The 21417-nt window shown below is 64.3% G+C and carries 14 protein-coding genes; 7 read left to right on the forward strand and 7 right to left on the reverse strand.

Annotated features, from left to right (window positions below; translation table 11 throughout):
- Position 1: 1 nt before the first annotated feature.
- From QM716_RS14540 to metH, 4 genes are read right to left on the reverse strand one after another with little or no spacing between them, the layout of a single operon-like run.
- Entirely contained in the window at positions 2 to 862 is an 861-nt protein-coding gene (locus QM716_RS14540) for a pseudouridine synthase (RefSeq protein ID WP_502942053.1), read from the reverse strand.
- Between the two features lie 57 nt (positions 863 to 919).
- The gene (gene trhO / locus QM716_RS14545; RefSeq protein WP_283304758.1) at positions 920 to 1780 is read right to left on the reverse strand and encodes an oxygen-dependent tRNA uridine(34) hydroxylase TrhO; all 861 of its coding nucleotides are present in this window, start codon (positions 1778 to 1780) and stop codon (positions 920 to 922) included.
- Between the two features lie 12 nt (positions 1781 to 1792).
- Entirely contained in the window at positions 1793 to 2491 is a 699-nt protein-coding gene (locus QM716_RS14550; protein WP_283304759.1) for an HAD family hydrolase, read from the reverse strand.
- Positions 2484 to 6053, reverse strand: a complete 3570-nt coding sequence (gene metH / locus QM716_RS14555; RefSeq protein ID WP_283304760.1) for a methionine synthase — start codon at positions 6051 to 6053, stop codon at positions 2484 to 2486. The genes QM716_RS14550 and metH overlap by 8 nt, the downstream gene beginning before the upstream one ends.
- A 168-nt stretch (positions 6054 to 6221) precedes the next feature.
- On the opposite strand from metH, the gene QM716_RS14560 reads away from it, so the two are divergent.
- The 6 genes from QM716_RS14560 to QM716_RS14585 all read left to right on the forward strand — a co-directional run bounded on the left by QM716_RS14560 (position 6222) and on the right by QM716_RS14585 (position 16619).
- The gene (locus QM716_RS14560) at positions 6222 to 7076 is read left to right on the forward strand and encodes a PAC2 family protein (protein WP_223257810.1); all 855 of its coding nucleotides are present in this window, start codon (positions 6222 to 6224) and stop codon (positions 7074 to 7076) included.
- Positions 7073 to 8236: an MFS transporter gene (locus QM716_RS14565; RefSeq protein WP_502942044.1), complete on the forward strand. Its 1164-nt coding sequence runs from the start codon at positions 7073 to 7075 to the stop codon at positions 8234 to 8236. Before QM716_RS14560 ends, QM716_RS14565 begins: the two co-directional genes overlap by 4 nt.
- 147 nt (positions 8237 to 8383) lie before the next feature.
- On the forward strand, positions 8384 to 9469 hold the full coding sequence (locus QM716_RS14570) for a helix-turn-helix domain-containing protein (RefSeq protein ID WP_230815679.1): 1086 nt from the start codon (positions 8384 to 8386) through the stop codon (positions 9467 to 9469).
- Between the two features lie 33 nt (positions 9470 to 9502).
- Positions 9503 to 11008: a TIGR02677 family protein gene (locus QM716_RS14575; RefSeq protein WP_230815680.1), complete on the forward strand. Its 1506-nt coding sequence runs from the start codon at positions 9503 to 9505 to the stop codon at positions 11006 to 11008.
- Complete coding sequence (locus tag QM716_RS14580) at positions 11005 to 12447, forward strand: TIGR02678 family protein (protein ID WP_283304761.1); 1443 nt, start codon at positions 11005 to 11007, stop codon at positions 12445 to 12447. Before QM716_RS14575 ends, QM716_RS14580 begins: the two co-directional genes overlap by 4 nt.
- Positions 12444 to 16619 (forward strand): TIGR02680 family protein, encoded by a 4176-nt coding sequence (locus QM716_RS14585; RefSeq protein ID WP_283304762.1) that lies wholly within the window; start codon positions 12444 to 12446, stop codon positions 16617 to 16619. Before QM716_RS14580 ends, QM716_RS14585 begins: the two co-directional genes overlap by 4 nt.
- 57 nt (positions 16620 to 16676) lie before the next feature.
- Here QM716_RS14585 and mshC read toward each other — a convergent pair whose 3' ends face one another.
- Entirely contained in the window at positions 16677 to 17918 is a 1242-nt protein-coding gene (gene mshC, locus QM716_RS14590; RefSeq protein ID WP_283304763.1) for a cysteine--1-D-myo-inosityl 2-amino-2-deoxy-alpha-D-glucopyranoside ligase, read from the reverse strand.
- Positions 17919 to 17928: 10 nt separating this feature from the next.
- Positions 17929 to 20001, reverse strand: coding sequence for an MMPL family transporter (locus tag QM716_RS14595; protein ID WP_502942054.1), 2073 nt, complete (start codon positions 19999 to 20001; stop codon positions 17929 to 17931).
- 147 nt (positions 20002 to 20148) lie between these two features.
- Here QM716_RS14595 and QM716_RS14600 point away from each other — a divergent pair, with 147 nt between their 5' ends.
- Positions 20149 to 20610, forward strand: a complete 462-nt coding sequence (locus QM716_RS14600) for a MarR family winged helix-turn-helix transcriptional regulator (RefSeq protein WP_283304765.1) — start codon at positions 20149 to 20151, stop codon at positions 20608 to 20610.
- On the opposite strand, the gene QM716_RS14605 is transcribed toward QM716_RS14600, so the two are convergent.
- Positions 20607 to 21413, reverse strand: coding sequence for an SCO1664 family protein (locus QM716_RS14605; protein WP_283304766.1), 807 nt, complete (start codon positions 21411 to 21413; stop codon positions 20607 to 20609). The genes QM716_RS14600 and QM716_RS14605 overlap by 4 nt on opposite strands.
- Positions 21414 to 21417 lie beyond the last annotated feature (4 nt).

Raw genomic sequence — 21417 nt, forward strand, 5'->3', positions numbered from 1 at the left:
TTCACAGCCCTGCGTCGAGGTTGCGCGAACTCTCGAACCTGCGGATCTGCCCGGTGATCGGATCTGGGTATTCCAGTGCCCTTGCCAGCAATCGCAATGGCGTGGAGAAGTCGCCGGGCACCGCGGGTAGGTACTCGGGGTAGTAATTGTCACCGACGATCGGGATACCGAGCGAGTTCAGATGCAGGCGAAGCTGATGGGTCCGGCCGGTCCGTGGGAGCAACTTGTATCGCCCAAGTGTCCGGCCGGCCGAGTCGGTGACCACCTCGATCAGTTCCATCGAGGTCTCACTGTTCGGCTCGCCTGCGATCTCGGTGGCCGTCATCTCGCCGTGAACCTTGTTGATGCGACTGCGCACCGTGCGAGGGAAAGTCAGGTCCGGATCGAAGCCTGCAATCGCCTCGTATTCCTTGACGATCCGCTGCTCGGCAAAAAGTTCCTGGTACGGCCGTCGTAGGTCCGGTGTCACGGTGAACACGATGACCCCCGCCGTCATCCGGTCGAGGCGGTGAACTGGCGCAAGATCCGGAAGTTCCAGGTCGCGACGCAGTCGCACTACCGCGCTTTCGACAATGTGTGCTCCCCGCGGAATGGTCGCCAGGAAGTGTGGTTTGTCGATCACGAGAATCGAGTCGTCGCGGTACAGGATCTCGATCTCGTGCGGGACCGGAATCTCGGGAGCTGGTTCGCGGTAGAAGTACACGAAACGGGTCGGCTGATAGGGCGTTTCGCCGGTGATCTTCCGCCCGTGCTCGTCGACGACATCCCCGGCGTTCACGAGATCCGCCCACAGATCCCGCTCCCCCGGATTCTCGGCGATCAGATGTTCGAGGACGGTACGCGCGGACGACCCGGCCGGCATCCGCAGCCGATCCGGCCCGAGACCGTTTCGGATCGGCAACGGAGCCTTGGGCACTGCTCAGTCCTGCTCGAGGTCTGGTGAACAACTTTCGCAGAGCAATTCGAGGGTGCGACCGTCACCGTCGATCCGATTGCGGAACCGCGGCGTCGGAGTACCGCAGTCGACACAGACGCCGAGCGTCTTGGCTTCGGATGAGAACTCGATGTTCATCCGCTTGTCGAACACGTACAGGGAACCGTCCCAGAGACCGCGGTCGCCGAAAGTTTCACCGTAACGGACGATTCCGCCGTCCAACTGGTAGACCTCGTCGAAGCCACGTGAGCGCATCAGTGAAGACAAGACCTCGCAGCGCACTCCTCCGGTGCAGTAGGTGACCACGGCTTTGCCCTTGAGATGGTCGTACTTGCCGCTGTCGAGTTCGTCGACGAATTCGCGAGTGGTGGCCACGTCCGGAACCACTGCATCTCGGAAACGGCCGATCTCGGCTTCGAACGCATTGCGCCCGTCGAAGAACACGACCTCGTCACCGCGACTGTCGACGAGTTCGTGTAGTTCCTTGGGTGCCAGGTGAACTCCGCCGCCGACTACACCGTTCTCGTCGACTTTCAGCTCGTCGGGGGCACCGAACGTCACGATCTCCGAGCGAGCCTTGACGCTCAGGCGAGGGAAATCGTCACCGAGTCCGTCCGACCACTTGATGTCAGCGGTGCGGAACGGCCCGTAGCCACGAGTACCTCGGACGTATCGCTTGACATCCTCGATGTCTCCGCCGACCGTCGCATTTATCCCGTGAGGCGAGACGATGATCCGACCCGTCAAGTTGTTCGACTCAGCGAGGCTGTGCTGCCACAGCTTGATCGCTTCCGGGTCCGCCAAGGGCGTGAACTGGTAGAACAGAACAATTTTCGGAATAGCCACAGCAAATCCAGCCTAACGTGCCGCGCTCGAGTGAACGTCGTGAAGATCGTGAATGGACAAGTCCACCAGGGACTCTCGGAACACGCGGCCAGGACCGGCCGGGACGTCGACCTCACACGGAACGACGAGCACCGCGCAACCCGCAGCGCTGGCCGACGCCGTACCGGTCGGTGAATCTTCGATCGCGAGGCACTGCGCCGGCTCGAGTCCGAGCAGGTGCGCGCCGCGCAGGTACGGATCCGCCGCCGGTTTTCCGTTGGGGACCTCGTCGCCGCATACCGAGTGGTCGAAGAACTCGCGGCCGAGCATGGCGAGCGCCCGATCGACCAGAACTCGCTCGGTGTTGGTGACCAGTGCAGAACGCAGACCACCGTCACGCACGGTCGACAGTGCATCGCGAGCGCCCGGTCGCCAGGTCACGCCGTCCTCGAACAGATCGCCGACGCGGGTGTACATCCAGTCCTTCGCCTCGGCGATGGCATCGGGATGCTTCTCCAAGCCGAGCGCGTCGAACACCGTCGCCAGGGCGAACGGGCTCGACGCACCGATGACGGCGATGCGTGTTGCTTCCGTCATCGGTCCGCCCAGGCGCAGGGATAACTCACGAAGCGCGATGTCCCACAGCTTCTCCGAATCGAGCAGGGTGCCGTCCATGTCCCACAGGACTCCACCGAGGGTCGTTTCGGATACCTCGGTCAACAACTCAGACATTGAAATACTTTGCTTCCGGGTGGTGCAGGACAAAAGCGTCAGTGGACTGCTCGGGATGCAGCTGCAGTTCCTCGGACAATTCGACGCCGATCCGCTCGGGTTCGAGCAACGCCACCAACTTGGCACGATCCTCGAGGTCCGGGCACGCGCCGTATCCGAACGAGTAACGAGCGCCGCGGTACTCGAGATCGAAGTACCCGGCAACCTCGGTCGGATCCTGCTCCGCGACGGTATGCCCCTCGGGAAGCACCAACTCCTCACGAACACGTCGATGCCAGTACTCGGCCAACGATTCCGTGAGCTGGACGCCGATACCGTGCACCTCGAGGTAATCGCGGTACGAGTTCGACGCAAACAGCTCGTTGGCGAAGTCCGCGATCGGCTGACCCATCGTCACCAGCTGGAACGGAAGCACGTCGACCTGGCCTGTGGCCTCGGCGTCCTTGCGCGAGCGGACGAAGTCCGCGATGCACAAGAATCGGTCGCGGTGCTGACGCGGGTAAGTGAACCGGAACCGTTCGGGTGCATCCGGTTTCGGCTCGGTGAGCACGATGACGTCGTCGCCCTCCGAGATCGCCGGGAAGTACCCGTACACAACAGCGGCGTGCGCGAGGATGCCCTCGGAGGTCAGGCGATCGAGCCAGTATCGAAGCCGCGGACGGCCTTCCGACTCGACCAGTTCCTCGTACGTCGGACCGTCGCCCTTGCGCTGACCGCGAAGACCCCACTGGCCGAGGAAGAGAGCGCGCTCGTCGAGCAGGCCCGAGTACTCGGACAGAGAGATGCCCTTGACGATCCGCGAGCCCCAGAACGGCGGCGTCGGAACCGCAATGTCGGTGGCAACGTCGGAACGCTCCGGCAGGATGACGGGAACCGCTGCAGCCTTACGCTTTTCGGCGATGCGCTTGGAACGCTCATGACGGGCCTTGCGCTCGGCAGCCTTCTCGCGAGCTGCGATGGCCTCCGGGCTGTCCGGCGCCGGGCCGCCGCCACGCTTGGTCGTCATGATCTGGTCCATCAAGTTCAGACCCTCGAAGGCGTCGCGGGCATAGCTGACGTCGCCCTCGTACACCTCCTGCAGATCGTTCTCGACGTACGAGCGCGTCAGCGCCGCACCGCCGAGCAGAACCGGGAACTTCTCGGCGACACCGCGTGCGTTGAGTTCCTGCAGGTTCTCCTTCATCACGACAGTGGACTTCACGAGCAGTCCGGACATGCCGATGACGTCTGCCTTCTTGTCCAACGCGACGTCGAGGATGGTCGCGATCGGCTGCTTGATGCCGATGTTGACAACCTCGTAGCCGTTGTTGCTCAAGATGATGTCGACCAGGTTCTTGCCGATGTCGTGAACGTCGCCCTTGACAGTCGCGATCACGATGCGGCCCTTGCCGTCCTCGTCGGTGGCTTCCATGTGCGGTTCGAGGAAGGCCACCGCAGCCTTCATGACCTCGGCCGACTGCAACACGAACGGCAGCTGCATCTGACCGGAGCCGAAGAGCTCACCGACCGTCTTCATGCCGGACAGCAAAGTCTCGTTGATGATGGCCAGCGGCGGCTTGATCGTCATCGCCTCGGTGAGGTCGTCGTCGAGGCCGTTGCGCTCACCGTCGACGATGCGACGCTCGAGACGATCGAACAGCGGAAGTCCCGCGAGTTCCTGTGCACGGGACTCGCGCGCCGACGCAGCGGAAACGCCCTCGAAGAGAGCCATCAGCTTCTGCAGTGGGTCGTAGCCCTCGCTACGACGGTCGTAGATCAGGTCGAGCGCGGTTTCACGCTGCTCGTCCGGGATTCGGGCCATCGGCAGAATCTTGGACGCGTGGACGATCGCCGTGTCCAGACCGGCCTCGGTGCACTCGTGCAGGAACACCGAGTTGAGGACCTGACGTGCGGCCGGGTTCAAACCGAACGAAATGTTCGAGATACCCAGGGTGAAGTGCAGTTCCGGGTAGGCGGCCTTGAGCTGACGGATGGCTTCGATGGTCTCGATGCCGTCGCGTCGAACCTCTTCCTGACCGGTCGAGATGGGGAAGGTCAACGCGTCGACGATGATGTCGGACTCGGCGAGTCCCCAGTTTCCCTTGATGTCCTCGATCAGACGCTTGGCGATGGCAACCTTGGTCTCGGCGGTGCGAGCCTGGCCTTCTTCGTCGATCGTCAGGGCGACAACCGCGGCGCCGTGTTCCTTGACGAGCGTCATGATCTTGTGGAAACGCGAATCCGGGCCGGCGCCGTCTTCGTAGTTGACGGAGTTGACGGCGCAGCGTCCACCGAGGTGCTCGAGACCGGCCTGCAGAACAGCAGGCTCGGTGGAGTCGAGCATGATCGGCAGCGTCGAGGACGTCGCCAAGCGGCTTGCCAGCTCTGACATGTCAGCGGCACCGTCACGGCCCACGTAGTCGACGTTGAGGTCGAGCATGTGGGCGCCGTCGCGGGTCTGGTCCTTGGCGATGTCCAGGCACTTCTGGTAGTCCGCGGAGAGCATTGCGTCGCGGAAAGCCTTGGAGCCGTTGGAGTTCGTGCGTTCGCCGATCATCAGGATGCTGGCGTCCTGCTCGAACGGCACCGCGGAGTACAGCGAAGAGGTGCTCGGCTCGTGGATCGGAGTGCGCTGCGCCTTCTCGACCTGACGGACCGCCTCGGCCACCGCACTGATGTGCTCGGGTGTCGTACCGCAGCAGCCACCGACGAGACCGAGTCCGAACTCGGAGACGAAGCCGCTGAGGGCTTCGGCCAGTTCGTCGGCGGTCAGCGGGTACTCGGCGCCCTTGGGGCCGAGTTGCGGCAGGCCGGCATTGGGCATGACCGACACCGGCAGCGTCGAGTACTTGGAGAGATGTCGGAGGTGTTCGCTCATCTCGGCCGGCCCGGTGGCGCAGTTCAGACCGATCATGTCGATACCGAGCGGCTCGAGTGCCGTCAGCGCCGCACCGATCTCACTGCCGAGGAGCATCGTTCCGGTTGTCTCGACCGTCACGTGCGTGATGATCGGCAACCGCAGTCCGAGTTGCTCCATCGCACGCTGACTGCCGAGGATTGCAGCTTTCACCTGAAGCAGGTCCTGGCAGGTTTCGACGAGGATGGCGTCGGCGCCACCGTCGATCATGCCGAGCGCAGCTTCGGTGTACGCGTCACGAAGGACTGCGTACGGTGCGTGTCCGAGACTGGGAAGCTTGGTTCCCGGCCCCATCGAGCCGAGTACGAATCGGGCCATTCCGTCACGGCCGGGTCCCATCTCGTCCGCTACTTCGCGGGCGAGAGCAGTACCTTTTTCCGAGAGTTCGCGGATCCGGTGAGAGATGTCGTAGTCGGCGAGGTTGGGCAGGTTGCAACCGAAGGTGTTGGTCTCGACGGCATCGGCACCAGCGGCGAAGTACGCACGGTGGATGTCTTTGAGCACGTCGGGACGGGTGTCGTTGAGGATCTCATTGCACCCCTCGAGGCCGAGGAAGTCGTCCAGGGTGAGGTCCGCGGCCTGCAACATGGTGCCCATCGCTCCGTCGCCGATGACAACGCGCTGTTTCAGCGCATCAAGCAGGGCAGAGTTAAATGGGGCAGACATGCCGTCCAGAGTAGTGGGCGCACCGACAAGCTCTGGCCGTAGGCTGGGTGGGTGAGTCCAAGTGAGTTCCCCGTCACTCCCGATGGCCCGGTCGATTTCGACGATTCCGCGGCCTTCGAGAGTCCTGACGGCTTTGCCGTCGACAGCAGCGACCGCCTCGAGGGCGACATCCCTGTCCTACGTGATCCCATCCTCGTTGCAGCTTTCGAGGGCTGGAACGACGCCGGTGACGCGGCCAGTGGTGCGGTCGAACATCTCGAGCTGATCTGGGATGCCCAGCCGCTCGCCGAACTCGATTCCGAGGACTACTACGACTATCAGGTCAACCGTCCCACGGTCCGTCAGGTCGACGGAGTCACCCGCGAAATCGTCTGGCCGGCAACACGTTTGTCGGTCTGTTCGCCTCCTGGCAGCGAGAGCGACATCGTCCTGCTGCGCGGGATCGAACCCAACATGCGGTGGCGCAGCTTCTGCGAGGATCTGCTCGAGTTGATCGACCAACTGAACGTCAAGACCGTGGTCATCCTCGGCGCACTGCTTGCCGACACTCCGCACACACGCCCGGTCCCGGTCACAGGCACCGCGTACAGCAGTGAATCCGCCGCCCGGTTCAATCTGGAACAGACCCGCTACGAAGGACCGACGGGCATAACCGGAGTCCTTCAGGACGAGTGCGTTCGTGCTGGTGTACCCGCTATTTCGTTCTGGGCAGCGGTTCCGCACTACGTGTCGCAGCCACCCAACCCGAAGGCCACAGTGGCCCTCCTTCAACGCGTCGAGGATGTTCTCGACATCGAGGTCCCCCTCGGGGAGCTCCCAGCTCAGTCGGAAGACTGGGAGGAAGCGGTCAACGAAATGACCGCGGACGACGAGGAAATCGGCGAATACGTGCGCACCCTGGAAGAACGGGGCGACGCTGAAACCGACATCAGCGAAGCGATCTCCAAGATCGACGGCGACGCCATCGCCGCGGAATTCGAGCGCTACCTCAGACGGCGAGGCCCCGGCAGCTTCGGGCTGTGAGCAAGAACACTCCAGAGGAAGAAGGCGGAAGTACACCGCGCCCCCTGCGCCTCCGACTTCAACTGATCGCGCTGTACGCCGGCGGGTTCCTCGGCCCGTTCGGCGGCGGTGTGGTTGCTTCGATCCTCCCCGAGATCGGTGACGATCTCGGGGTCGGTCCGTCGGCGGCCGCCTCCTCGCTCACCGCGTACCTGCTCCCCTTCGCCGCTCTGATGTTGGTGTCCGGGACACTCGGGACGCGGTGGGGCAAAGTCCGGACCGTGCGGATCGCGTACGGGGTCTACGTTTTCGCGTCGTTGGCATGCTTCCTCGCCCCCACTCTCGAGATCTTCCTGGCCGCCCGGGTACTGCAGGGCTCCGCGAACGCATTCACCACACCGCTACTGCTTGCTTCGTTGGCGGCCGCAACACCGCAGGCTCGACTGGGCCGAGCGCTCGGAGCCTTCGGTGCTTTCCAAGCCGCAGGGCAGTCGTCAGCTCCGTTGATCGGCGGCCTCGCGGCCGAATTCGATTGGCGTCTGGCCTTTCTCGTCATTGCAGTGGTCGCAGGCGTCCTGGGAGCCGTCGGACTCCCGAAGTCCGAAGCGCAGACAGCAACTACTCCCGCACGCCTACGGGATGCACTGCGCCCCGAAGTGCTCCGGATCGGCATCGCTGCACTGCTCGGCTGGGGCGCTCTCGGTGGGCTGAGCTTCCTGCTTGCCTTCCGCTTCGAAGACGAGTTCGGACTGTCCCCCACCGTCCGTGGCCTGCTGCTCACCGTCTTCGGTGTGGCCGGCATTATCTCGGCCCGGCGCATCGGAAGCCTCATCGATCGCATCGGAGCACGCTCCTCCGTGATGATCGGCGCCCTGGGCGGTGCAGTTCTGGTATCCATCGTCGGCCTCGCCGGCTTGGTGCCGGTGATCGCGATCGCATGGTTTGTCGCAGGCGTCGCGAGCCAGTTCGTCCTGGTAGGCGTCAACGCGGCGGTACTCGGCTCCGAGGGCCCGAACCGCGGCGGCGCCGTGTCGGTTGTCCAAGCGATGCGCTTCGGCGGCGCTGCCCTTGCTCCTCTGGCCCTGACACCGATCTACGACTCCTCGCCTGCCGCGAGCTTCCTGATCCCCGCGATACTGCTCGCCGTCGTCGCTCCCCTGGTGATGCCGAAGCAACGCTGATCGGTCTGGGCCGCTTTCGGAATTTTTGTTGTGCGAACGGTGAGGCGATTGGGGAAAATGACCGCCGTTGCCTTGTGATTGTCAGGATGAGCCATATTCTGAAAATCATATGTTTCCGTCGGCGACAGATATTGATACCGTTGGAACATGAGCGAATCTGAGTCGGAACCGGAACGACCGATCGACATTTTTCGGCGATCGGTTGCCGTCATCGAAGAAAATTTGCCTCCTACCTGGTCTTTGTCGACACAGCGCTCCCCCGACCTGTCCGAGGCGCCGCTCCGTCTCGACCTCCGCTCCCCTGACGGCGCGGTGGCCAAATTCGGTGTGTACGCCGCTCACGGTGTCCTGAGCAGCGACGTTCCCGGTATCGCCGATCGCTTCCCCACCGGTCAATCGGGCTTCGTGTGCGCAAAATATCTGTCCGAGCCGGTCCGCCGGCAGCTCGATTCCCACGCGATCTCGTACGCAGATGCCACGGGCAACGTGTCGTTGACCGCTGATCGACCCGCCGTCTGGGTTCGTGGACGCGGAGCCGATGCCGATCCGTGGCGGGGGCCCGGACGTCCCTCAGGACAGCTGACGGGCGATCCGTCAGCTCGCGTCGTGCGTGCGCTTGCCGATTTCGCGGCGCCGCTGGCGATCACTGCCTTGGTGCGCCTGGCCGGTGCGTCGACGGGAGCAACCTATCGGGTGGTTCAGACACTCTCGGATCGCGAACTGGTGACCAGGCTCCCCCGCGGCGGAATCGGCGACGTCCGCTGGCCGAAGATGCTTCGTGAATGGGCGGCTGAAGCCGGGGCCAAAGCACCGACGCCTCACGGCTTTCACGCGCCGGACGGCTTGGAAGCACTCTTCGATCAACTGCGTCAGCTCAGCGGTCACATCTATGCCGGTACCGCCTCGGTGGCCGCGGCGCCCTTTGCTCGGTATGCGCCCACCCAACGCGCACACTTCCATGCCGACAACGTCGACCAGTTCGCCGACGCTCTCGGCCTTCGGCGTGTGGAATCCGGCGGTGACGTGTGGATCACCGCTCCCCTCTCACCGTCCGCGTTCGACCGATTGCTCACTCGCGACGGCATCCGCATCGTCGCGCCGAGCCAGGCGTTCGCTGATCTTCTTGTCGGCCCGGACTCCGACGAAGCGGCAGCCGAGCACCTGCTCACGTGGATGATCGAGAACGAATCACAGTGGCGACGCGCCGCATCCCCTGCTACGGATCGCCCGTAGGAAAAAGAGGGGGCGTCTCTCGCCTACCCTGTCATGGTGGAAGAAACGAGTGCGCCCGATTACGCCGCGTACGCCGACACCAATCGACTGAAGCTGTTTTCGTTCACGATCGCGGAAAAACGGGCCGAATACCTCTGGGTGCTTCGTGCCTTCGACCATGCTCGGGCCAACTACACCGTGCTGCTGCATGCCGGAACCGTCGCGCACATCCTCGAGAAGATCGGCGGGTCGGATCCCGCTGCCGATCTGTCGGCAGCAGAGGTCACTCCCCTGTTGGATCAGCTCCACGTCTGGGAGATCCTCGAGCGCAGCTACGACGGCACCCGTGCGGCCACGCTGGCCGAGTACCGTAATCGCCACTTCGTCTACCAGTTCGGTCAGGCCGGATACCAGGTCTATCGATCAGTCGAGGACGTTCTTGCCGCACGCCTGGACTCGGCGTCGCTCTCGCGTCTCGCTCTTGCGGATCTGCTCGCAGACATGTCCGAACTCGCGGAAGCCAACCGAAGCTCCGACGGCGATCTGATCTTCCGCAAGCTCAAGCGCCTCGACTCGACGCTCTCCGACATGGCCGATCGAGCCGCGCACTTCTATCTGACACTCGGCGACTTGGTTCGGACCACGGAGATCACTCCGCAGGCTTTCCTCACGCACAAGGACGCTCTGCTCACGCACATGCGCGAATTCAGCTCCGATCTGGCGCGCTACGCCCCGAAGCTCAAGGAAGCGATCGAGCACGTCGAATCAACAGGCGTCGATCGCATGATCCGCCTCGCCGCCGCCAGTGACGAGCGGGTGTTCGTCCCGATCGCCGAACGCGAAGACGACTGGGCTGCCCGTTGGCGAGGATTGACCGCCTGGTTCGTCTCCGCGGAATCGGGGATCAGCGAGTCCGAACGCCTGCGTGAAGGCACGATGAGTGCGATTGCCGCGGTTCTGGCGCTCCTTCGCCGCGTCACGGAGACCCGTCGCGGCGGCGTCAGCCGTGAGAGCCAACTCAGGCACCTCGCCGGCTGGTTTGCCGCCACCCCGTCCGAAGACGCAGCTCACGCTCTGTTTCAAGCTGTCTTCGATCTCGGCCGACCACGCCACCTGTCGATGGTGCATCCGGACGCCGACATCATTTCGCACTCGCGTTCGTGGTGGGAGGCACCGCCGGTGGAGATCGCGCGGACGCTCGCCGAAACCGGCCGGCCGCCCTCACCCGGGTTGCCGAGCAAGGTTGCCCGCAACGATGGCAGCATCCGCCGACTGCGCGAAGAGCAGTTGGCGGCGCAACGTACCCGCAGCGCCGCCGCGCAATCTCTCGCGTCGAACGGTGTTTATCAGCGCGAACTCAACGAGCAGGAGACCGAAGTTTTGCTGAGTCTGCTCAATGCAGCATTGACCGCACGCGTTCCGGTGGTGGGACGCGTCAAGAGTTCCACCGGTAGCGAGAACGGGGTGAAGCTCACGCTCAGTCCCTCGGACGGTTCAACCACCATCAAAACTGCTCGCGGGCGTATGCACCTCGACGGTATCGAGGTCAGTGTTCGATGAGAGCTCGCGAGATCACGCCCCTTGCCCTCGATTCGTATCAACGCGCGGCGCGCGTGATTCTGTCCAATCACCTGATCACTTCGACGTATCCGGATCGAATTGCGTTGCCGCTCTTGCGCCGATGGGCCACCGAGCTACGCGACGACTTGCTCGAACTGTTCGGATACCGCCTCGAAGTGACGGAGACCACCGCGCGCCTGTTCACGGTGTCGGATCGACTCAACCCGTCGGCACCGGCCAGAACTGCCTCCGAGCGAACCTTCGATCGCACGCGCTACGCCTACCTGGCGTTGTGCCTGGCCGCGCTGGGCCGCGCCGGAAACCAGATCACGTTGTCGGAGTTGGCCGATCACGTCGCGGCCGACGCCGCGCAGGTGGACGGCGTCGAACTGTCCACCGATCGTGCGTCGGACCGCGACGCTTTCGTCGACGCAGTTGGCTGGCTCGGCGTCCGGGGCGCCATCGCCCTCGCCGACGGTGACGCAAACGGCTGGGCGTCCAATCCCGAAGCGGGAGAGGCGCTCTACGACATAGATCGTTCCGTCGTCGTGGCCCTGTTCCGCCCGCCGCGCGCCCTGCAGCACCTGCACTCCATCCGAGGGCTACTGGCGGCGGAGACCTCGAGCGCCTCCGAGGACGACGGAATCCCCGTGGACGCAAAAGAGATCGGGCGCCGGGTGCGTCGGGCACTCGTCGAGCGCCCGGTCGTACTGGCCGGCGAACTCGATCAGCACGAGTTGATCGCGTTGGCGCAGCCCAAGACCGCGTCGGAAGTCGAACTCCTGACGGGGTTGGTGGCCGAGCGTCGCGCCGAGGGAATCGCGATGATCGATCCCACCGGTCGACTCTCCGACGTCCGCTTCCCGAGCACCGGAACGATCGCTCAGGTGGCGCTTCTCCTGGCCGGCGAGATCGCCGACCGCGTACTCGACGTCGACGCTCCCGAACTGCCGAAACTTCCGATCCCGCACGTGTCGGACGATCACCTGATCGAACAACTCGATGCCGCCATCCCCGAGGCTGGAATCTTCGAGGACCTCGCCGACGAGGAAGAAGAATTCGCGCTTCCTGCCGGCGAACCGACCGAGCCACCGGAACCCGTCACGTACCCGAAAATCGACGACGACTGGCTCGCCGACAAGGTAACCGAATTGGTGGACCAGTTCGGGCGAACATTCGCGGCGCAGTGGCAGGCCGATCACAACGGGCTGCGCAAGCAGGCGCTCGGGTTGTTGCAGCGTCTACGCCTGACGCACGTGGTCGACGGCGGAGTTCTGGTCTTGCCCGTGTTGGCCCGGTACCGAGACGTCGTGGTCTCCGTGCGCGAACGCGACCCTCAGATCGACTTCGCGGTGGACAACTCCGCACCGGATCCGGTCGACGAATTCGGCCCCGAACCTTCCCCCAACGGCGAACTATCAGAGGTAGAGAACGTATGAGCAACGCCCGCTTCCGACCTACTCGGGCTGGAATCATCAACCTCTGGGATTACCGAGACCAAGAGTTCTCGTTCGCCGACGGTCGACTGGTTCTGCGAGGACCCAACGGATCCGGCAAGACCAAGGCCCTCGAGGTCTTGTTCCCGTTCGTCTTCGACGGCCGCATCGAACCGCGGCGCCTCAACCCGTTCGCCGGTGAAGAGCGCACCATGAAGTCCAACCTGCTCTACCGCGGTCAGGACAGCGCGCACTCCTACGTGTGGATGGAGTTCTGCCGCGGCTCACTCGAAGACCCCGAGTCGGTGACCGTCGGAATCGGCATGCGTGCAACACGCACCAACGACAAGGTCACTCGCTGGTACTTCGTCGCCGACGGCCGCGTCGGGGTCGACTTCTCGCTGATCGGCAACGACGATCGTCCCCTGACCAAGAAGCAGTTGGCCGAACAACTCGGCAGCGATTCCATCACCGACCGTCCCCTCGACTACCGCACTGCCATCGACGCGCGGATGTTCGGTCTCGGTGTGCAGCGCTACGACCAGCTGATCAACCTCATTCTCACGCTTCGCCGCCCCCAGCTCGCGAAGAACCTTGATCCGAAGGGCCTCTCGCAAGCGCTCACCGACGGCCTCCGTCCGCTCGACGACCAGCTGGTCCTCGAAGCTGCGCGTTCGTTCAGCGACATGGAGGAGGTCGGCCGGGCGCTCGAGGGGCTAGCGGCAGCAGATCAGGCAGCACAGAGTTTCATCGGGGTCTACACCAAGTACCTGCGTCAACAGTCCCGCGGAGAGATCGAACAGGTCAGCACCCGCCTCGCAGCGGTCACCAGAGGTGTTGCCGCCATGGACGAGTCGTCGCTCGCACAGACCCGCAGCCGCGAGGCGCGGGCAGCTGCCGAGGAGCGCTTCAACCAGGCCGAGCACGCACTCGAGAACGCGCGCGCCAATGTCGAAGCACTGCAACGCTCGAGCGCCTACGAAGGCAAGCAGCAACTCGACGATCTCGCCCAGGCCGTCGCGACGCTGAAGCTCTCGACCGAGCAGCAGGCAGACAAGTCACGAAAAGCGCAGGCCGCACTCGCACAACGCGGCGACGAAGCCGACAAGGCCGCATCGTCGGTCAAGCGTGCGGCCGAAGCACTCTCGCGCGCCGAGGACGAACTGCAAGCAGCGGCCGAGGACGCCGGCATCGTCTGGACTCCCCTGCCCGACGGCTCACGCAGTGACCAGATCACAGCGGCCGTGCGGGGGCATGCAGAGGAGCGTGACGGCGACGTGCGCGTCGTGCGCAGCGCTCTCGCGACCGTTGACAAGGCCGCGACCGAGCGAACCCGCGCCGAAAACAGCTCTCGCCGTGGACAAGAGCTGCTCGAAGCGTCCAAGGCGGCTGTGCTCGAGGGCGAAGCTGCCGTGGAACTCGCGCGCAGTCAGTGCGCCAGTGGGCTGCGCGCGTGGTGGACCGATCACTCCTCTCTGTTCTCGGCTGTCGGCGCCGACGCGTCGCTGTTCGAGGCTCTCGACTCAGCGCTCGCCGAGGTCGGCGACGAGGACGCTCCGGCGCTGTCCGCAGTTCTCGCCGAGCACACCGAGGCAGGAACCGAGACGCTGCGCGAGCGTCGTCGCGAAGCAGAAGCGGAAATCTCGGCATCACACGCCTCCATCGCGGCTCTCAAATCCGAGCGCAAAGCCGTCTCGGCGGAACACGACGACGCTCCGCCGGCCTTCCACGCACGCACCGACAACCGGGGTGACCTGGGCGGCGCACCGCTATGGCAGTTGGTGCGCTTCGCCGACTCCGTCGAACCCGACGTGGCTACCGGTATCGAATCCGCACTCCAAGCCGCAAACCTGTTGGACGGCTGGGTCTGCCCGGACGAGAAGATTCCCGATCACGTCAGCGAGCAGTTCCTGACCGCTCTACCCGTCAAGCAGCGTCCGAAGGGACGAACGCTGGCCGATGTCCTCGAGGTCGAAGGCAATGCCGACGTACCCGACACTCTGGTGCAGGAGATCCTCGCCTCGATCAGTCTGGTCGAGGCGCCGGGCGACTCCGAGGCCGGCGTCGCGATCGGCGTCGACGGCAGCTTCTGGCAGGGCGTCGCACGTGGTCGGCACGTCAAGGCCGACGCCGAGTACATCGGCACGACAGCACGGGCGCGTCGACGCGAGGCTCGGATCGCCGAGATCGACGCGGCTCTGGAAGAGCTTGCCGCGGCAGACGATGCGGCCAAGGCACTGGTGACGCAGACCAACGAGCAGCTGAGCCGGATCAACTCTGCGGCAAAAGAATTGCCGAAGACCGGTTCGATCCTGCGCGCACTCAAGACCGTCACCGAATCCGCTGGTGCTCTCCGCACTCGCTCGGAGGCCACCGAAACAGCGCAACGCGAACTCGACGCGGCGATCGCCGATCTCGCGGCGAAGGAAAAGCAACTCCGGGCGACGGCGTCGCAGCACCGGACGCCGCACGTCGGCCGTGAACTGGACTCCCTCGCCGCGGCGATCCGGCACTTCGAGAAGCAGGGTGAACTGGCGCTGCGCTGCCGGCGCGAGCACGCCAAGGAAGTCGAACTCGAGCGCGAGTCCCGCGACCGTCTCGACGAATCACGGGCCAATGCCGAGGAATTCGCCGAGGAAGCCGCCATCGCCGAGGAGAGTCTGCTCCAGCAGGTGCAGCGTCTCGAGACGCTCCGCGACACTCTCGGTGCCAGCGCCGAGCAGATCGATCTCGACCTGGCAAAAGCGCGCGCGAAGATCGAAGAATGCAAGGTCGAACAGCGTGCTGCGCGAAAGGCGTACGACGCCGCGGTGCTCCAGATCGGCACGGCAGAGGGTGCATACAACACCGCTGTCGAGACGTTGCGTCACACCCTGACCGAAACCCGCAGTGATGCAGAGCGACTCGCGCCCTACGCTCGTCTGGATCTACTGGATTTGTTGGGCGTCAAGGAGCACCTGAGCTGGCCGGCCAGTTCGGCGGCGTGGATGAGTCCCGATCAGTTGGTCTACCGCATCCAGAACGAAGATCGCAGCGAGGACGCCGCGCACCCGCCCGTTCTCCCCGAAGACGTCGACAAGTTGTACCGGGCGCTCGAGGCTGCGACCTCGGCGGTCCGGGTCACCGACGGCGCCCGCAAGGCAACCCGCACGGCACTGACCTCGGCGCTGCAGGACTTCGACGCGCAACTCGCCGCCGCCGGACAGGACTACCGCCTGCAGTGGGATGCACCGGACGGACTGACCGTCGTACGAGTGCAGGACGATCAGGGCTACTCGTCGATCGGTGAGTTCGCGACGCGGATCCACGATGCTCGCGGCGATCAGGAGCAGTTGCTCACCGAATCCGAGCGTCGCATTCTCGAAGATGCCCTGCTGACCGGATTGGCTCAGCAGATTCACGAGCGCACCGTCGACGCACGAGAGTTGATCGCACAGATGGGCACCGAGATGCGTGAGCGTCGTATGTCCTCGGGCAACACCATCGGCGTTCACTGGGTGCTCGCCGACAACCTCGACGACAGCTCGCGGGCGATCTCCAAGCTGCTGGATCGAGATGCGTCGGCCCTCGGAGTTGACGAACTGGCGACTCTGCGAGCGCATTTCGCGACCCAGATCCGCACCGCCCGCGCCGCACACCCCGAACGCTCGTACCCGGAGATCTTGTCCTCGGCGCTCGACTACCGGCAGTGGCGTGTGTTCTCGTTCACCCTCATCAGCGGTGAAGGCAAGGAAGACCGGCTGACTGTTGCGCGGCACAGCGCACTGTCCGGTGGCGAGCAGTCGGTTTCGCTGCACCTTCCACTCTTCGCAGCGGCGCACGTCATGTTGGACTCGGCCGACCCGCACGCCCCACGTCTGCTGGCACTGGACGAGGCTTTCGCCGGTGTCGACGACAACGGGCGCAGCGAGCTTCTCGGCCTGAGCGTTCAGTTCGACCTGGATCTGTTCATGACCGGCTACGACCTGTGGATCACGTACGCAGACGTCCCAGGCTGTGCGCACTACGACCTCGCGCACTCCACGGCCGAGCAGGCAGTCAGCGCCGCGCTGCTGGTGTGGTCCAACGGTGAGTTGCTCGCCGAGCACGACGGAACGGATCTGGCGCGGGCGCTGGGCTCACCGCTGCGGCGCCGGGTGCCGACCCCAGCCGAGGGTGCGCTGGACTACGCCTAGAAACCACTGTGCGCCTTTGTTAACCGCCCGCGGTTAACAAAGGCGCACAGCAGGACTTCAGCGAAGCGAAATACCCAGCAACGCATCCACGGCATCGGCGAACTCGCCGGGTGCCTGTGCGTCGGATCCGCCACCTTCGATTGCGCGGCGTGCCCAACCGTCTAGCGCGTCGAGAGCCTTCGGGGTGTCGAGGTCGTCGGCCAGGTGCTGACGCAACCGTGCGACGGTGTCGGTGACGGACTGTGCAGAACCGCGGGCCGCTGCCTCCCGCCACACCTTCAGACGCGACTGAGCATCCTCGAGAACCTGTTCGGTCCATGCGCGATCCTGGCGGTAGTGGCCGGAGAGCAGTCCGAGACGGATTGCTGCGGGGTCTACCCCCTCGCCGCGCAATTTGGAGACGAAGACGAGGTTTCCGCGACTCTTCGACATCTTCTCGCCGTCGAGGCCGATCATGCCGGTGTGCACGTAGTGCCGTGCGAAACGGCGATCGCCCGTCGCCGATTCGGCATGTGCAGCCGAGAACTCGTGGTGCGGGAAGATCAGGTCGCTGCCACCACCCTGGACGTCGAAGCCGGAGCCGATGCGGTTGAGCGCAATGGCGGCGCATTCGATGTGCCAACCGGGGCGTCCCGGTCCGAAGGGTGAGGGCCACGAGGGCTCGCCCGGACGCTCCGCACGCCAGACAAGTGCGTCGAGCGGATTGCGCTTGCCGACGCGATCGGGATCTCCGCCGCGTTCGGCAAAGAACTTCTCCATCGTCGCGCGGTCGTAGCCCGACTCGTAACCGAACTGCTCGGTCGCGTCGGCGCGGAAGTAGACGTCGGGGAATTCGGCGTCGTCGACGACGTACGCGGCGCCGGACGCCACGAACTTCTCCACCAACTCGACTACTTCGTTCACCGACTCGACGGCGCCGATGTAGTCCTTCGGCGGTAGAACCCGCAACGCTTCCATGTCCTCACGGAAGAGTGCCGTCTCACGCATGCCGAGGACCATCCAGTCCTCGCCGTCGCGATTGGCGCGCTCGAACAGCGGGTCGTCCACGTCGGTCACGTTCTGGACGTAGTGGACGTCGTGTCCGGCGTCGCGCCAGATGCGGTTCACGAGGTCGAACGCGAGGTACGTGGCCGCGTGGCCGAGGTGGGTGGCGTCGTACGGGGTGATGCCGCAGACGTACATCGTCGCCTTCTTGCCCGGCGTGACGGGACGAACCTGACGGTCGGCTGTGTCGTACAGCCGCAACGGCGGCCCCTGACCGGGAACGGACGGGAGTGCGGTATCGGACCAAGACTGCATGCTGCCGAGCCTAGTGGAGGCTGCTCTGAGGCTGGGAAGGTGCTGGCTGATCCTGCTCCGGTTCGGGCGTCGACGCGAGCTTGCTCGGCCACCAGATCTTCTGACCGATGTCGTAGGTCAAGGCCGGGACCAGCAGAGATCGGACGATCAGGGCGTCGAGCAGGACGCCGAACGCCACGATGAACGCGATCTGCGCGAGGAACAACAGCGGGATCACCGCCAACGCCGAGAAGGTTGCTGCCAGAACAACTCCGGCAGAAGTGATCACCCCGCCGGTGACTGTGAGTCCCCGCAGAGCGCCCGCGCGAGTGCCGATCTTCAGCGCTTCCTCCCGCACCCTCGTCATGAGGAAGATGTTGTAGTCGATTCCCAGCGCCACGAGGAACACGAATGCGAACAGCGGAACCACCGGATCCGCACCGGGGAAGCCGAAGATGTGGTCGAACACGAGCGACGAAATGCCCAGTGTCGCAGCAAACGAGAGCACAACGGTGCCCATGAGGAGCAACGGTGCCAGAAGCGAACGCAGCAGGAGCGACAGAATGACGAACACCACGATGATCACCACCGGAATGATGAGAGTCCGGTCCCGAGTCGACGTGGTCTTGGTGTCGAGATCGGTCGCGGTGACGCCGCCCACCAATGCGTCGGCGCCGTCCACCGAGTGAACTGCATCACGCAACCGGATAATGGTGTCTTCGGCTTCGAGTGAGTCGGCGGCGTCAGTCAACGTCGCCTGCAGGGAGACTCGTCCGTCGACAACCAGAGGCGCTCCCCCGCTCTGGACGACATTCACATCGCTGACACCATCGACGCGACTTGCTGCCGCAACCGCATCGACCTGGTCGGCATTGGCGATGACCACGGCCGGCGACCCTGAACCGGCGTCGAAGTGCTCACCGAGAATCTCCTGGCCTGCAACCGAATCGACGTCGAGCAAGAAGATGTCGGACGAAGAGACACCGCTGGCCTTGAACTGCGGCATCATCAGCGCGAAGATCACCAACACCAGCGTCGACGCCACCCAGAAGCGGCGCGGATGCCTACCGATTCGAGCAGCGAGCCCGGCCCAGAAGCGGTGATCGTTCGCCTCGTCGTGGTGCGCCAGATCGGCGTCGAACTTCGGCTTGGTCGGCCAGTAGGCAGTTCGCCCGAAGAGAACCAGTACCGCCGGTAGGAATGTCATCGACGCGAGGAAGGAAGCAGCAATGCCGATGGCAGCTACCGGACCGAGTCCGCGGTTGGAGTTCAGGTCGGAGAGCAACAGGCACAGAACGCCCGCGATGACCGTTCCGGCCGACGCTGCGACGGGTTCGAGCGTCGCACGCCACGCGGTACGCATCGCCGCGTACTTGTCCTTCTCGATCCGCAACTCCTCGCGGTAGCGCGAGACCAGAAGCAGCGCGTAGTCGGTGGCGGCGCCGAACACGAGGATGAACAGGATTCCCTGGCTCTGACCGTTCAACGCGATGACGCCTGTGTCCGCGAGCAGATATACCAGCAAGCTCGACAAACCGAGGGCGAAGACCGCCGAGAAGATCACCACGAACGGCAGGATCGGGCTCCGGTAGACGACGATCAGAATCAAGATCACGACTGATCCGGCGACCAACAACAGCAATCCGTCGATGCCCGCGAATGCTGCCGAAAGATCCGCAACCTGCCCCGCGGGACCGGTCACCTTCACGGTGAGTCCATCAGGGCTCGATTCCAGCGCCGTGCGCAGCGCTTTCACGCTGTCCTTGACCTCGAGCGTGCTGTCGACCGGCAAAAACATCTGCAGTGCCTGGCCGTCGGCCGACGGGATCGGCGGCGATGACGCGTCGCCGAACCCCTCGGTACCGACGAACGAATCGACGGTCTGGGACAGGAAGGCGGAGTCCGAGGGCCCCAGTCCACCTGATCGTTCCGCCACGATGATGGCCGGCACGAAGCGTGTGTCCGTGAAGCTTTCTTGAAGCTTCGCCACCTCGGTGGCTTCAGCTGAAGCGGGCAGGAACGAGGTGTTGTCGTTCTGCTGTACCGTGCTGAGCTTTCCGGCGAACGGCCCCCCGAACCCTCCGATTGCCAGCCAGCCGATCACCAGGAGAGCTGGCACAATCCATCGAAGGCGACGAACAGGACGATTTTGTACTGGTGTGCTCACTGGGTCTCCAGGGATCGGCAACAGAGAGGACTTACCGACTATTTTGTTCAGCATGCTGAGTAATTGCAAACGGAAGGCGAAAACATGAGCAGCGACGGCCTGGACGACTGGCCCACAGGCCGACTGTTGTCCACCGCTGCACGCCTGGTAGAGCACTCGTGGGAGAAGGTTCTGCGGTCTCAGGACATGACTCACGCGGGTCTCATCGTGCTCCACTCGATAGCTGGTGGACCGGCGTCGCAACGCGACATCGCGAAGAATGCCCGGGTCACCGATCAGACGATGAGTCGCACGATCGACCGTCTCGAACGAGCGGGTTTCGTCACCCGAGACACCGATCCGCGGGACGAGCGTCGGCGCGTGATCGCGATAACCGACGCCGGCCGACTGACGTACCAGCGACTACTGACGCTCGAGAAGGAAGACGCGGCGTTGACCGTCGGGGTCGGGGATGTCGCCGCGCTGCGCGAACAACTACTGCGATTGGTTCGCTCACCCGGATTGAAGACGGCAACTCGCGAACAGCAGGAAAATTCGGGCGACTAGAAAGCGGGCCAGGGAATCGTTCGATGGCCGTTCGGCTCAGGCATCACAGCGGACTCGGCGAACTGCATCGCCCGCACCGCCAACGCCACGATCTCTTCCTCGGTGATCAGTTCGGACAACTCGTCGCCGAGATCCCCGTCGATAGTTGTCGCGAATTCGGCGACGTCGGCAATCAAGGCACCGGGTACGGGCTGCCCGGCCCACCCCCACAACACGGTCCGCAGCTTGTTCTCCGAGTGAAGACAGATTCCGTGATCAACCCCGTACACCGAGCCGTCGACGCCCTCGAGGGCGTGACCACCCTTGCGGTCGGCATTGTTGATGAGGACGTCCAGAACGGCCATTCGTTGCAGCCGCGGATCGTCCGCATGAATGAGGGAGACGGGTTCACCCTCGGAGTCGAAGGCCTGCAGAACCTCGAACCACCCGGGTGGAACATTGCCGGGACTGCACAGGTCGACCATCTCGAGGCCGCCCGATCCGTCCGCGCGGCGATCGACGGTGTCGACCCACCGCTGCACCATTCCTGGCCCGAAAGGACCGTCCCGCAACACCGTTCGCGGAATCACTCCCCAGCCCAGCGCCTCGGACACGCGGTACGACGCGACCTCACGCCCCGCCAGGGTGCCGTCCGGGAAATCCCACAATGGGCGTTCCCCACGCACCGGCTTGTAGACCACACGCGTGGACTGCTCCCCCAGAGTCGACTCGCACACCAGAGTGGCGTTGCTCGCCGTGGTGATCTGACCGATCAGAGTCAGATCACCCTCGAGCAGAACGTCCGGCACTCCGGGTTCGGCCACGACG

The organism is Rhodococcus sp. IEGM 1409 (assembly GCF_030056735.1).
Taxonomy (GTDB): Bacteria; Actinomycetota; Actinomycetes; order Mycobacteriales; family Mycobacteriaceae; genus Rhodococcus_F.